The organism is Bradyrhizobium sp. LB13.1, assembly GCF_054056815.1.
Genome location: NZ_JBSRYQ010000001.1, coordinates 7,227,506 through 7,240,567, shown reverse-complemented (window position 1 = coordinate 7,240,567; position 13,062 = coordinate 7,227,506). Strand labels below are relative to the sequence as shown.

The window sequence follows — 13,062 nt, the reverse complement described above, 5'->3', positions numbered from 1 at the left end:
TCGGCCTTAGAAGCCGCCCATGCCGCCGCCCGGCATGGCGGGCGCTTCCTTCTTCGGTGACTCGGCGACCATGGCCTCGGTGGTCACCAGCAGGCCGGCGATCGAGGCGGCGTCCTGGAGCGCGGTGCGGACCACCTTGGCGGGATCGATGATGCCCTTGTCGACCATGTCGACATAGTCCTCGTTCTGGGCGTCGAAGCCGAAGGTCTCGGACTTGTTCTCCAGGATCTTGCCGACGACGATCGAGCCTTCCACGCCCGCGTTCTCGGCGATCTGGCGAAGCGGAGCTTCCAGCGCCTTCAACACGATGTTGATGCCGGCCTGCACGTCCGCATTGGCGTTGGTGAGACGGCCGACGGCTTTCTTGGCACGGAGCAGCGCGACGCCGCCGCCGGGGACGATGCCTTCCTGCACCGCGGCGCGGGTGGCGTTGAGCGCGTCCTCGACGCGGTCCTTCTTCTCCTTGACCTCGATCTCGGTGGCGCCGCCGACGCGGATCACCGCGACGCCGCCGGCGAGCTTGGCGAGGCGCTCCTGGAGCTTCTCACGGTCGTAGTCCGAGGTGGTCTCCTCGATCTGGGCCTTGATCTGGCCGACGCGGGCCTCGATCTCGGGCTTCTTGCCGCCGCCCTTGACGATGGTGGTGTTCTCCTTGTCGATCACCACCTTGCCTGCCCGACCCAGCATCTTCACCGTGACGTTCTCGAGCTTGATGCCGAGGTCTTCGGAGATGAGCTGACCGCCGGTGAGGATCGCGAGGTCCTCCAGCATGGCCTTGCGGCGATCACCGAAGCCCGGCGCCTTGACGGCGGCGACCTTCAGGCCGCCACGGAGGCGGTTGACGACCAGGGTGGCCAGCGCCTCGCCCTCGACGTCCTCGGCGATGATGACGAGCGGCTTGCCCGACTGCATCACAGCTTCCAGCACCGGCAGCATGGCCTGCAGGCCGGACAGCTTCTTCTCGTGCAGGAGGATGTAGGCGTCCTCGAGCTCGGCGGTCATTTTCTCGGGGTTGGTGACGAAGTAGGGCGACAGATAGCCGCGGTCGAACTTCATGCCCTCGACGATCTCGACTTCGGTCTCGATCGACTTGTTTTCCTCGACGGTGATGACACCCTCGTTGCCGACCTTCTGCATCGCCTGGGCGATCATCTTGCCGATGGCGGTGTCGCCATTGGACGAGATGGTGCCGACCTGGGCGACCTCGGAGGAGGCTGCGACCGGCTTGGCGCGCTTCTGGATGTCCTTGACGACAGCGGCAACCGCGATGTCGATGCCGCGCTTGAGATCCATCGGGTTCATGCCGGCAGCAACCGACTTGGCGCCTTCGCGCACGATGGCCTGGGCCAGCACGGTCGCGGTGGTGGTGCCGTCACCGGCGAGATCGTTGGTCTTGGAGGCAACCTCACGGACCATCTGGGCGCCCATGTTCTCGAACTTGTCCTCGAGCTCGATCTCCTTGGCGACGGTGACGCCGTCCTTGGTGATGCGGGGCGCGCCGAACGACTTCTCGATGAGGACGTTGCGGCCCTTCGGGCCGAGCGTCACCTTGACGGCGTTGGCGAGAATGTCGACGCCGCGCAGCATGCGATCGCGCGCGTCTCCGGAAAACTTGACGTCTTTGGCAGCCATGGTCTGTAATCCCTCTTGTTTCGTGATGTGTCTGCCGCTCGGCGTCGCAAGTCCGGAGTCCGGAGTCCGGAATCGAACCCGGCGGAATGATGGATGCCCGGATCTCAGGGACCCGGGCATGACATTCAGCGGCTGTTCAGGCTGATGGCCTTAGGCCATGACGCCCATGATGTCCGATTCCTTCATGATCAGGAGATCTTCGTTGTCGATCTTGACCTCGGTGCCCGACCACTTGCCGAACAGCACGAGGTCGCCGACCTTGAGGTCGATCGGGGTCAGCTTGCCGGCCTCGTCGCGGCCGCCGGGGCCGACGGCGACGATTTCGCCCTGGGACGGCTTTTCCTTGGCGCTGTCCGGAATGATGATGCCGCCCTTGGTCTTTTCCTCGGCGTCGATACGTTTGACCACGACACGGTCATGCAGCGGACGAAATTTGGATTTAGCCATGACGTTTCCCTTTGGAGGCTCGCTTCGGATGTAGCGGAAGTGGATGGGGCGGCGCTTCCCGTCCACCCTCTTGCCGAGGATCGGACGGTGCGCTTAGCAATCGGGCTTTCCGAGTGCTAATAGTGCGCCCGGAAATATGGCTTGGCCGCGATCCTGTCAAGCAAAGGTGGTTAAGCGATTGGTGAGGCGGATATAGGATTGTGTCTACAGAAACCTATTGGTCGCGCTGGCGTATAAAGGACGTCATTGCTCCGACAGCGGTTTTGCGCTTGGCTGCAGGCGGGATGCGGTCGACGTCTTGTTTGGGGGGCAGTTTGCTCGGGGGAATGTCATGATCAGTTCAGCTCACGCACGCACGGTTGCCAATCTGGCGGCCGCCTCTTGCCTGGCGCTGCTGCTTGGCGCCTGCGGCGGCGGCATGAGCCTGCCGTCGTTCTCGTCGTCCTCACCGCCGCCTGAGGCCGAGCCCGGGGCCGGCCCGGAAATGCCGGCGTCGATCCGCGCCGACGAGATCGTCGGCCGCTGGGGTCTCGCCTCGTTCCAGAACCCGGCCGACCGCGCCCGCACCGAGGCTGCCGCCCGGGCCCAGTGCAAAAATCCTTACGTGATCACCGCCGGCTCCTCCGGCGGCGTCATCATGCATCTCGCCGACCAGGCGACGCCGCAGGAGCTGCGGCTGAAGGGCTCGCCCAGCGGCAAGAACTATATCGGGCCGGCGGGTCCGACACCGGGCGAGCAGGACCGCGAGATCGTCTCCTTCGACGGCCGCGTCCTCATCACCCGCTTCATCGACAAGGATGCCCCGCCACCCGCTACGGCAACATGGTCTACGTCCGCTGCGCGCCAAGGGCGTGATCGGGGCGCCGGCCTAGCCACTCGTCATTGCGAGGAGCGAAGCGACGAAGCAATCCAGGCTCCTTCCGCGGACACAGTCTGGATCGCTTCGCTTCGCTCGCAATGACGAAAAAAACGCCGGCTTGCGCCGGCGTTTTGTTTTTCAGAGTGTCGCGTCTGCTCAGTCGAACAGCGCGTCGATGTCGTCCTGCGAGGCGTGGCCGACATCGCCGGCGAGCTTCGGGCCGTTGAGGAGTTTTTCGTCCTCGCTGCGGGTGTCGGCGGCCGGCGCGGGCACGTGGGACTTGATCGCGTCGACGCCGCCCCAGATCTCCATCATGGAGTTGATGTGCTGCTCGATGAACTTCATCGTGCTCATGACCTTGCTGATGCGCTGGCCGGTCAGGTCCTGGAAGTTACAGGCTTCGAAGATCGAGATGACGCGTTCCTGGATATCGTCGGCGAGCCGCTTCTGCTGATCGGCCGATTGCACCTTGGACATCGCGCTGGCCGCTTGGTCGATCGACTCGGCGGCTTCGAGGATCTGCTGGGTCGCCTGTTCGGTGCCGCCGACGACCGCGCCGAGCTCGCCATTGACCTTGGCCATTTCGCCGCCGTCGAAGCTCTTGCCGTGCAGCGTCGCGATCTCGCGTTTGGTACGGTCGATGGCGTCGTGGATGAGGTCGAGCTCGACCTTCAGCTTCTCGCACTGCTCGATCTGCGCCCGGTAAGTATCGAGCATGGTACGAGCTTCGGAGAGCTCGTGAGCGGTGGAGGCGTCGATCGCCGCCATGGCCGCGCTGCCGGACAAGGGCGGAGTGCCCTTCGCCATCTGTGCACGGATCGCACGCAACTCGGACATGATCTCGCTATGCATCGGCGGAGCCTCCTCAATCATTTCGGGGCTTGGCATCTCGCCGACAACAGCCTCTTCGACACGAAAACGTTTGCGGTGAATAGCCATCAAGAACTCCCCCCACCTCACTCACGCGTCGTTTTAGGCAGAAGCGATTTAACACGAAGTTCACAGCCGGAACTGTCGTGCGGTCGCGTGCGACGGCGTGAAAACCTGCAATTAACCATCCGTGCGCGCCGTTCACCGAAAATAAACGCTGATCGCCAAATTGCCCCGCCGCTCGCGACGTGGTGAATCGAAACGCCGGCTCCGTTTACCAAACGAAACGGCTTTTGCTCTTTATTGACCACGTCGAGGGCGCGGATCAGCCAGATGCGTTCGACGGCGAATGTAACTAGACGAAACAGTACAGAGTACGTCGATGTTCAAAAAAATGTCTGTCGCGCTGCTCGGCAGCGCTTGCACCTTCATGGCCGGCGCCAACAGCGCCAGCGCCTTCGATAATAGCGTGCCGAACGATCCGCCGGCGGTATTTTACCAGCCGCAGGTGCCGCCGGCGCCGGTGCGCGTCGCCTCCAACGCGAACATGGGCGGCGGCTTCATCGAGTTCATGTTCGGTGACGGGCCCGGCCGCGGTCCGGCCTATGCTCCGCAGCAGCCGATGTATCAGCAGCAGCCGGGCTATTACGACCAGCGCCGCCTGCCGCCGATGGGCGAGCCGCAGATGCAAGGCGCAGGCGTGCAGCCGGAGGCAGTCGACCCGCGGCAGCGTCAGTTCGATCCGAGATTCGAGAAGCAACTTGTTGACTATAGCGGCAACGAAAGTGTCGGCACCCTGGTGGTCGATACGCCGAACAAGTTCCTCTATCTCGTCGAGGGCAACGGCAAGGCCATGCGCTACGGCATTGGCGTCGGACGTCCCGGCTTCACCTGGTCCGGTGTGAAGTCGATCACGGCCAAGCGCGAATGGCCGGCCTGGACGCCGCCGGCGGAAATGATCGCTCGTCGCCCCGACCTGCCCAGGCACATGGAAGGCGGCCCGGAAAATCCACTCGGCGCCCGCGCGATGTATCTCGGCTCCACGCTCTACCGTATCCACGGCTCCAACGAGCCCTGGACCATCGGCACCAACGTCTCTTCCGGCTGCATCCGCATGCGCAACGAGGACGTCATCGACCTCTACGGCCGCGTCAATGTCGGCACCCGGGTCGTGGTGATGTAGGCGCATCGCGCTCGAAACTAAAACGGCCGCCTCGTGGGCGGCCGTTTCTGTTGTGTGCCGAGTATGAACGACAGCTTGGAGGTGGAAGTCCTCTATCCAGCCTGATGGCGGCGAAGGATTAGCGAAGCGCAAGGGCGTCATCGTGAGGTGGGGTCTGAAGACAGCGTGGAGCAAAGCCGCGGCCCGATGGACAAGCACCGGATAACGAGGCCTACCCGGCCGGACGAGCGAGCAACTGATCGCGAAGTCCGCAGTCATCAAGGACCGGGGTGGTAAATCCGGCGGGGGTGCGGTGAAGGCGGTCGGTCTTACCTCGGGAGGTCTGTGCTGTGTCCCGGCAACGGGACTGAGGCCGTCGCAAGGCGGCCTGACCGCAGTGCAGAAGTCAGCCGAGGGCATAGTAGGCGGCGGCGCGCTGCCGAAGGCCTGAACGGTGGAAGAGGCCAGTAGAGCGGTAATCTCGTGCGAGCCATGCGGCAGAAGAAACAGATCGAACTGAACTTGGGCACCGGAGCGAGGGGTGAAGCCCCGAAGGCCGCCGCCCAAGAGGCCGAAGCACGTGCGGCGAAAGCCAGTCTCGAACGCCCGGCGGTCGCAGGGCCGTTGATGGAAGCAGTGGTCGAGCGTGAGAATCTGAAGGAAGCGTTGGCGCGAGTGAAGCGCAATAAAGGTGCGGCAGGCATCGACGGCATGTCCGTTGATGAGCTGCCGACCTACCTGAAGGAGCACTGGCCCACGATCCGAGCCCAGTTGCTGGAGGGCACCTACAAGCCGCAACCGGTACGACGCGTCGAGATACCGAAGGCATCGGGCGGCACTCGGCCGCTCGGCATCCCCACGGTGCTCGATCGCTTCATCCAACAGGCGGTACTGCAGGTGCTGCAGGCGGATTGGGACGGAACGTTCTCCGGAACGAGCTTCGGCTTCCGGCCGAAGCACTCGGCGCATCAGGCTGTGGAACAGGCGCAGGCGTACATCGCGTCCGGGCACGGCTTTGTCGTGGACATCGACCTGGAGAAGTTCTTCGACCGGGTCAACCACGACATCCTGATGGGGCTGGTTGCCAAGCGGGTTGCTGACAAGCGCCTCCTGAAGCTGATCCGCGGCTTTCTGACCGCGGGCGTGCTGGAAGGGGGACTGGTCAGCGCGACGGAGGAAGGTACGCCGCAAGGCGGCCCGCTCTCGCCGCTGTTGTCGAACCTGATGCTGGATGTGCTGGACAAGGAGCTGGAGAAGCGCGGCCACCGCTTCGTGCGCTACGCCGATGACTGCAACATCTATGTGCGCAGTCGAAAGGCCGGCGAGCGGGTGATGGCCGGCATCGAGAAGTTCCTCGAAAAGCGCCTCAAGCTGAAGGTCAACAAGGCCAAGAGCGCGGTTGCCAAGCCGAGCGTCCGCAAGTTCCTGGGCTTCAGCTTCACAGGCGGGAAGGAGCCGCGGCGGCGTATCGCACCGCAGGCGATTACCCCGCTTCAAAGCGAGAGTCCGGGAGCTGACGCGACGCACGTGCGGACGAAGCCTCGAACAGATCGCCAAGGAGCTGTCCACTTACCTTGTCGGCTGGCGCGGATACTTCGGCTTCTGCCAAACCCCGTCGGTGTTGAGCGCACTCGATCAGTGGATCAGGCGGCGGTTGCGCGCCATCGCCTGGAAGCAGTGGAAGCGTGGTCGCACTCGCTTTGCCGAACTGCGGCGCCGTGGTGTCGGCCGGGATCTGGCGGCTCAAACTGCCGGCAGCCCACATGGCCCTTGGCGGTTGGCGGCGAGCCCTGCGCTTAACATTGCCTTGCAAACTGTCTTCTTCAGGTCACTCGGCCTGGCTTCCATCGCGGCTCCGAGACCCGCATAATCCACCGAACCGCCGTATACGGACCCGTACGTACGGTGGTGTGGGAGGGGCGACGCCGCGAGGCGTCCCCCTATCCCGATTGAGGCCGGGCAGAACAGTGTCAGGCGTAATCGCTGCCGCCGTCGTCTCCGTCGCCAAAGTCGCTGTCGTCGGCAACGTCCACATTGTCGTCGTCGTAATTCTGATCGTTATTCTGATCGTTGTCGTTGTGATCGTTATTCGACGCCTGATCTGCGAAGTTTTGACGCGAATCCTCGCGATTGCCCGAGCCGATGTCGTTGAGACCGGCGTCGCGCGCGAGCGAGCCGCCGGACTGGTCGCTACCGCTCCAGGGGCTGCGGTCGCCCGTGACATTGGTGTCGCCGAAGGCCTGCTGGTGCGATCCGCCCATCATGCCGCGAATGCTGGAGAGCAGCAGCGAGCCGCCGACGACGCCGGCTGCGGCTGCCGCCGCCGTGCCGAGAAACGAGCCGCCGCCACCGCCGACTGGTGGGGCACCATAGCCCTGACCTTGACCCGGACCTTGTTGACCTGGACCTTGGCCAGAAGCCTGCCCATAAGGCGGCTGGCCATATCCCGGTTGACCCGGCTGCGTCGCCTGGCCGCTGTTCCAGACAGGGCGCGAGTCGCGCTGCGGCACGTTCGGAACCGAGCCGCGCGACGGGCCCCCGCCGAACAGCGTGTCGCGCATGGTATCCAGGAAGCCGCCGGACTGCGCCTGCTCGGGCGCCTGCCCCGCCTCCAGTTCCTGGATGCGGGCATGGGCCCGCTTCAGGGCTTCGTCCTGCAACAGCACGGTCTGCACCAGCGCATAGATGGCGCCGGGGGCCTTGCGCAGGCCGTCGGAGATTGCGGCGATCGCGTCGGGGTCGCGCGGTGCGTTTTCCAGTTTCGAAAGCCGGTCAAAAAGCTCGTCGACGAGCTGGCGTTCCTGCGGCGTCATGGTCAGTCTCCCTCGCGCAAAACAAGCACGAGGCAGATGTAGGGTTCCATTGTGGCCCCAACAGTGCCGGCCGGATTAAATTTCGGTATGCGACAAGCTGCCTCGCGGGGTCGGCCTTTTCGCCGATTTCATCCCAGCGTGACGCCGCTGTCCGTTAGCAGGCGCGCAAAGGCTTCACTGGCGAGATAACCGTGTTCGCGCTCGCGGACATCCGTCATCGGGTCGAGGCCGGTAAGGACTTCGTCGACGAAGCCGGGATGACACATGATGAGGCCGCCATCGGGCAGGCCTTCGAGAAATTGCCGCATCAATGCACCGAAATCGGCCGCCTGCGTGAAATCATAGGCGCCGGCGAAGCCGGGATTGAAGCTGAGGCCCGCACTGCCGGCGCGGCGGCGGAATTGCGCGCTGAGGATATCGAGCACCATGGCTTTTGGTGAAGCCAGCCGCTGCATAAGCGGCAGGTCCCGGCCGCCCTGGCGCACCCAGGCTTTTGGCGCGGCTTCGGCGACCGCGTCGACAAAGCCGTCGCGCACCTGCGGATAGAGCTGCACATGCTGATGGCCGTCGACGAAGTCAGGCGCGCGCCCGAACGCTTTTCGCGAAGGCTGCCAGCTGCGCCTTGACCTCGTTGCGAAAGAATTCACGGTCGAGCCTTCGCGCAAGGCCCGCGCGCAGCAGCTTTGGAAACGGCAGAAACATGTCGCCGTCGAGCGGGCGGAAATGCATGGTGAGCGGCCGGAACGGCGCGGACAATGTCACGTGCAATCCGATCGCGCAGCGTGGGCTCGCCTTCGCCGCGGCCTGGAGCGCCTCGATCTCGCTGCGTTCGATCGCAGGTCCCACCATCATCACCGACGTGGCGTTGAGACGGCCGCGCTCGATCAGGTCGCGGATGGCGCGATTGACGCCCGGGCTGATGCCGTAATCGTCGGCGCAGAGCCAGATCCGCCGCGGACTCGCGGCCGCGCTCATTCGGCCGCCGTCCTCTTCGAGGCGTCGTCGGCCTTGTCGGTCTCGAAATGCTTTTCGCTGTGCTCGGCAACGAAGTAGATCGGGCGCGCCTTCAGCTCGGACAGGATCTTGCCGATATATTCGCCGACGATGCCGATCATGATGAGCTGCACGCCGCCGATTGTCATCAGGCCGATCACGAGCGAGGGATAGCCGGGCACCTGCTTGCCGGTGGTCAAGACCTCCCAAAGGATCGAGATGCCGAACAGGAAGGCGCCGCCGGCGAGGATCACGCCGAGCAGGCTGGCAAAGCGCAGCGGCGCCACCGAGAACGAGGTCACCCCTTCGATCGAAAGACCCAGCAGGTGCGCGGCGCTGAAGGTCGTCACGCCATGGGTGCGCGGCGCGGGCTCGTAATCGACGCGGATCTGGCGGAAGCCGATCCAGCTCGCGAGACCCTTGAAGAAGCGGTTGCGTTCCGGCAGCTGCCTGAGAGCCGCGACCGCCCGCGGCGACAGCAAGCGGAAGTCCCCGGCGTCCTCCGGGATCTTTTGGCGGGCACCCCAATTGATCAGCGCGTAGAAGCCGCGCCCGGCGAGCCGCCGCAGGAAGGGCTCGTTGTCGCGATGCGCCTTGGCGGTATAGACAACGTCATAGCCGTCCTCGATCCAGTGCCGCACCAGCTGCTCGACCAGCGCCGGCGGATGCTGGCCGTCGCCATCCATGAACAGCACCGCGCCGAGGCGGGCATGGTCGAGGCCGGCCATCAGCGCCGCCTCCTTGCCGAAATTGCGCGACAGCGAGACCACCTGGACGTCGACCGCGTCGGCAGGCAGCGAGTGGGCGATCGCCAGCGTCGCATCCGCGCTGCCGTCGTCGACATAGACGATTTCGCAGCCGAGCCGATAGCGTTGCCGCAGGGTCTTGGCGAGTTCGCAGATGCGCTGGTGCAAGGCGGCGAGGCCGGCCGCCTCGTTGTAGAGGGGGACGACAATCGACAGTCCCTTCGCGGCGGCGCTCGCCGCGGTGGTCGTCATGCCGGAAACGTCAGAGCCCAGCGTCATCGATCAAGGTTCCAGAGGCGTTCAAGGTCATCTCAACAGCATATGGTAGCTGCCGTTTGCTGTCGCTACGCTGAACGGACCTGAGGCTCACTGCCGCAGGAATGCCTCGAGCTTGGCGAACAGCGGGTTCTCCCGGTCGAACACGTAATCCAGCGAAACCACCGAGACGGTCTCGGCGCCATGCGCGCGCAGGAAGCTCGCGAGTGCATAGAGTTGGCCCGGCGGGCAGTGCAGCGTGAGCATGCCTGACGAGGTCGGCCCGCCGAAAGGGGCTTCGACGCCGAAGCGCTCGTGGGCCTCGGTGAGCATGGCGGCGTCGCACTGCCGGAAGCGGGTGCGGACCTCGCGGTATTTGTTGGCCCGCGCCCGCGCCGCGATGTGATCCAGGATGACGCGCGCGGTCTCCCGCGCCTGCGGTGACCAGTCGGCATCTTTCGACGCCACCAGATTGGCCTGGCTGCGCAGGATGATGCCGTCGTCGAGCACCCTGAGCCCGTTCGCGGCCAGTGTCGCGCCGGTCGTGGTGATGTCGACGATCAGCTCGGCGCTGCCGGCCGCGGGCGCGCCCTCGGTCGCGCCGGTGCTTTCGACGATGCGGTAATCCGTGATGCCCTGGCTCTGGAAGTAGGTGCGGGTGAGATTGATGAACTTGGTCGCGACCCGCATCCGCATGTGATGCTGCTCACGAAAGCCGGTGGTGACGTCGTCGAGGTCGGCCATGGTGCGGACATCGATCCACGCCTGCGGCACCGCCACGACGACGTCGGCATAACCGAAGCCGAGCCCCTCGATCAGTGCGACGCGCTCGTCGGCGTCCGCAATGTTCTCGCGCACCAGATCTTCCCCGGTAACGCCGAGATGCGCCACGCCGCGGGACAATTGTGAGGCGATCTCACTCGCCGAGAGGTAGGCGACCTCGACATGGTCGAGGCCCGCAATCGTGCCGCGATAATCGCGTGCGCCGCCGGCCTTCGACAGCTTGAGCCCTGCACGGGCGAAGAAGGCTTCGGTGTTTTCCTGAAGGCGGCCCTTGGAGGGAACGGCCAGAACGAATGGCGCGCTCATGACTTAAGCTCCCACCTTGCGGCCGATCCTGGTCAGCGCGTCCACCCAGACCGAGAAGCCGACCGCAGGGATCGGCTCGATTGAACCGAGTTGGGTCATGAGCCCGTCGTAGCGGCCGCCGGCAACCAGCGGCTCGGCGCCGTTGCCGCGGTGATGCAGCTCGAATTCGAAGCCGGTGTAATAGTCGAGACCGCGTCCGAACGCAGTCGAGAAGCGGGTCTGCTTCACGTCGATACCGCGCGCCGCCATGAAGCCGACCCGGCTTTCGAACTGGTCGATAGCGGCAGCGAGGTCCAGCTTCGCGTCAGTGGTGAGCGCGCGCAGTTCGGCGACAGCGTCGTCGGGATTACCGGTGATTCCGAGGAAGCGCTTGAGCACGGCGATGGCCTCGCGCGGCAGCGCGCCGCCCTTCAGCGTCGACTGCTCCAGGAAGCGGTCGGCGATCTCGGCCGTGGTGCGGCCGCCGACATTGGTGGTGCCGGCGATCGACATCAGATCGGTGACGAAGGCCAGCGCGGCCTTGCGGTCGGAGCCGGCCAGGGCTGCCAGCACGCCCTCATATTCGCTGCGGGTCGCAGGGGTTGCGGCCGCCAGCCGCTCCAGATCCTGCTCCAGGCTGATCTTGCGGTTGAAATCCTTGACCAGGCGGCGGCGCCAGACCGGATAGAGATCGAGCGCGTCGAGCAGCGCGTTGAACAGCGCCACGTCGCCGGTGCGGATCTCGACGTCGCGGACGCCGAAGGCCGCGGTTGCCTCCAGCGCCAACGCCAGCATCTCGGCATCGGCGGCGGCACGGTCCTGGCGGCCGAACGATTCGATGCCCGCCTGCAGGAATTCACTGGCCTGGCCGCTGCGGTAGCGGAACACCGGACCGAGATAGCTGAACCCGGCCGGCTGGCCGGCGCAGCTGGAGGCGAGGTAATCGCGCGCCACCGGAATGGTCAGGTCCGGGCGCAGGCAGAGCTCCTCACCGGACAGGTCCGTGGTCAGGTACAGGCTTTTGCGGATGTCTTCGCCGGAGAGGTCCAGGAACGGTTCGGCCGGCTGCAGGATCGCGGGCTCGGCCCTGACATAGCCGGCCTGTGCGAATGACAACAGCAGCGTGTCCGCCCAGGCGGCGGAGCCGGCAACATTTGAGGTGGCAGTCGCGGTCATCTCGGGGTCCATCGTTCCGGTGGAACCGGGCAGGGCAAGCAAGGGAAGCGAATTGCGGCAGGCCTTAGCATGGCCCGAAAGCGGTTTCGACCTCCAAAGGATCAATCGCTTAACGGTCGGCCAATGCCGGGATCAGGCAGTCCCACCGCCCCAATCGCCCAGCACCGCCTGCACCAGCGCCAGCGCCGCCACCGCGGCCGTGTCGGCCCGCATGATCCGGGGTCCCAGCGCCAGCCGCAGGATTTTCGGCTGCCGCAGCAGCAGCGCCCGCTCTTCTTCGGCAAAGCCGCCCTCGGGGCCGATCAGCACGTCGATGCCAACTCTTCCTTGGTCGTGTCCCGCCTCGCGTGCGCCTTGCAGGCTCTGAATGGGGTTTTCGAGCTCCGCCGCCTCGTCGCAGAAGATCAGCAGCCTGCCGGCGGCGCGCTGGCTGAGGAAGCGCTCCAGCGGCGCCGGCTCGGCGACAGTGGCGATGCTGAGGATGCCGCATTGCTCGGCTGCCTCGACGACATTGGCGCGCATCCGTTCGGTATTGACCCGGGAGGCCTGGGTGAACCGGGTCAGGACCGGCTGAAGCGTGGCGGCGCCCATCTCGATGGCCTTCTGCACCATGTAGTCGAGCCGGGCATGCTTGAGCGGGGCGAAGACGTAAGTGAGGTCGGGCAGCCGGTCCTGGGGCCGGGTCTGCTGGAGGATGACGAGGCCGTCCGGTCGCTTGCGGCCTTCAATGGCGGCCTGCCACTCGCCGTCGCGGCCGTTGAACGCCAAGACCTCGGCCCCGGCGGCAAGCCGCAGCACATTGCCGAGATAATTGGCCTGATCTCGGTCGAGCTCGACCCTGCCGTCCTGGGCAAGGGGGGCGTCGACGAATAGGCGGGGGCCGCGGAAATCGTGGGAGGGCATCGTTCAAAGGTCCAATTTGTGGCGGTTCTTAACCGAAAGCAGTACTTTCGGGGTAAATATTGCCAAATTGGTGCGTCGGCGCGCCGCGCTCTTGCCCTATTCGGCGGGTTGTTAAGGGCCGGCGGGAATCGTAAAATC

General features: G+C 65.1%; 10 protein-coding genes and 3 pseudogenes. 4 read left to right on the top strand and 9 right to left on the bottom strand.

The window, feature by feature from the left end:
* Nucleotides 1-6: 6 nt before the first annotated feature.
* Both groL and ACVWYI_RS35125 read right to left on the bottom strand, forming a co-directional pair.
* Complete coding sequence (gene groL / locus ACVWYI_RS35130) at nucleotides 7-1,632, bottom strand: chaperonin GroEL (RefSeq protein ID WP_247343639.1); 1,626 nt, start codon at nucleotides 1,630-1,632, stop codon at nucleotides 7-9.
* Nucleotides 1,633-1,782: 150 nt separating this feature from the next.
* Nucleotides 1,783-2,079, bottom strand: coding sequence for a co-chaperone GroES (locus tag ACVWYI_RS35125; protein WP_247343636.1), 297 nt, complete (start codon nucleotides 2,077-2,079; stop codon nucleotides 1,783-1,785).
* Nucleotides 2,080-2,410: 331 nt separating this feature from the next.
* On the opposite strand from ACVWYI_RS35125, the pseudogene ACVWYI_RS35120 reads away from it, so the two are divergent.
* Nucleotides 2,411-2,934, top strand: a pseudogene (locus ACVWYI_RS35120) (hypothetical protein).
* Between the two features lie 160 nt (nucleotides 2,935-3,094).
* Here ACVWYI_RS35120 and ACVWYI_RS35115 read toward each other — a convergent pair.
* Nucleotides 3,095-3,877 carry a protein phosphatase CheZ gene (locus ACVWYI_RS35115; RefSeq protein WP_247343631.1) on the bottom strand — a complete coding sequence of 261 codons (783 nt, stop codon included), beginning with the start codon at nucleotides 3,875-3,877 and terminating at the stop codon, nucleotides 3,095-3,097.
* A gap of 313 nt (nucleotides 3,878-4,190) precedes the next feature.
* Between ACVWYI_RS35115 and ACVWYI_RS35110 the strand changes: the two genes are divergently transcribed.
* From ACVWYI_RS35110 to ACVWYI_RS35100, 3 genes and pseudogenes are all read left to right on the top strand, one after another.
* Nucleotides 4,191-4,991 carry a L,D-transpeptidase gene (locus ACVWYI_RS35110; protein WP_247343628.1) on the top strand — a complete coding sequence of 267 codons (801 nt, stop codon included), beginning with the start codon at nucleotides 4,191-4,193 and terminating at the stop codon, nucleotides 4,989-4,991.
* Nucleotides 4,992-5,462: 471 nt separating this feature from the next.
* Nucleotides 5,463-6,365, top strand: a pseudogene (ltrA, locus tag ACVWYI_RS35105) (group II intron reverse transcriptase/maturase); the annotation flags it as partial.
* A 4-nt stretch (nucleotides 6,366-6,369) separates the two neighbouring features.
* Nucleotides 6,370-6,840, top strand: a complete 471-nt coding sequence (locus ACVWYI_RS35100; RefSeq protein ID WP_247343680.1) for a group II intron maturase-specific domain-containing protein — start codon at nucleotides 6,370-6,372, stop codon at nucleotides 6,838-6,840.
* 100 nt (nucleotides 6,841-6,940) lie between these two features.
* Here the strand turns inward: ACVWYI_RS35100 and ACVWYI_RS35095 are convergent, their stop codons facing one another.
* From ACVWYI_RS35095 to ACVWYI_RS35070, 6 genes and pseudogenes are all read right to left on the bottom strand, one after another.
* Nucleotides 6,941-7,783, bottom strand: coding sequence for a DUF2076 domain-containing protein (locus ACVWYI_RS35095; protein ID WP_247343624.1), 843 nt, complete (start codon nucleotides 7,781-7,783; stop codon nucleotides 6,941-6,943).
* A gap of 128 nt (nucleotides 7,784-7,911) precedes the next feature.
* Nucleotides 7,912-8,758 (bottom strand): annotated as a pseudogene (locus ACVWYI_RS35090) (ChbG/HpnK family deacetylase).
* On the bottom strand, nucleotides 8,755-9,801 hold the full coding sequence (locus ACVWYI_RS35085; RefSeq protein WP_247343619.1) for a glycosyltransferase family 2 protein: 1,047 nt from the start codon (nucleotides 9,799-9,801) through the stop codon (nucleotides 8,755-8,757). Before ACVWYI_RS35085 ends, ACVWYI_RS35090 begins: the two are co-directional and overlap by 4 nt.
* 87 nt (nucleotides 9,802-9,888) lie before the next feature.
* Complete coding sequence (gene hisG, locus ACVWYI_RS35080) at nucleotides 9,889-10,866, bottom strand: ATP phosphoribosyltransferase (protein ID WP_247343616.1); 978 nt, start codon at nucleotides 10,864-10,866, stop codon at nucleotides 9,889-9,891.
* A gap of 3 nt (nucleotides 10,867-10,869) precedes the next feature.
* Nucleotides 10,870-12,021 (bottom strand): ATP phosphoribosyltransferase regulatory subunit, encoded by a 1,152-nt coding sequence (locus tag ACVWYI_RS35075; protein WP_456664336.1) that lies wholly within the window; start codon nucleotides 12,019-12,021, stop codon nucleotides 10,870-10,872.
* Between the two features lie 132 nt (nucleotides 12,022-12,153).
* Entirely contained in the window at nucleotides 12,154-12,924 is a 771-nt protein-coding gene (locus ACVWYI_RS35070; RefSeq protein WP_247343610.1) for a 16S rRNA (uracil(1498)-N(3))-methyltransferase, read from the bottom strand.
* Nucleotides 12,925-13,062 lie beyond the last annotated feature (138 nt).

Excerpts from the sequence above, each read along its gene's own strand:
- ACVWYI_RS35115 (WP_247343631.1), bottom strand. The coding sequence starts at position 3,877 with ATGGCTATTCACCGCAAACGTTTTCGTGTCGAAGAGGCTGTTGTCGGC.
- ACVWYI_RS35125 (WP_247343636.1), bottom strand. The coding sequence starts at position 2,079 with ATGGCTAAATCCAAATTTCGTCCGCTGCATGACCGTGTCGTGGTCAAA.
- groL (WP_247343639.1), bottom strand. The coding sequence starts at position 1,632 with ATGGCTGCCAAAGACGTCAAGTTTTCCGGAGACGCGCGCGATCGCATG.
- ACVWYI_RS35110 (WP_247343628.1), top strand. The coding sequence starts at position 4,191 with ATGTTCAAAAAAATGTCTGTCGCGCTGCTCGGCAGCGCTTGCACCTTC.
- ACVWYI_RS35075 (WP_456664336.1), bottom strand. The coding sequence starts at position 12,021 with ATGACCGCGACTGCCACCTCAAATGTTGCCGGCTCCGCCGCCTGGGCG.
- ACVWYI_RS35085 (WP_247343619.1), bottom strand. The coding sequence starts at position 9,801 with ATGACGCTGGGCTCTGACGTTTCCGGCATGACGACCACCGCGGCGAGC.
- ACVWYI_RS35070 (WP_247343610.1), bottom strand. The coding sequence starts at position 12,924 with ATGCCCTCCCACGATTTCCGCGGCCCCCGCCTATTCGTCGACGCCCCC.
- hisG (WP_247343616.1), bottom strand. The coding sequence starts at position 10,866 with ATGAGCGCGCCATTCGTTCTGGCCGTTCCCTCCAAGGGCCGCCTTCAG.
- ACVWYI_RS35095 (WP_247343624.1), bottom strand. The coding sequence starts at position 7,783 with ATGACGCCGCAGGAACGCCAGCTCGTCGACGAGCTTTTTGACCGGCTT.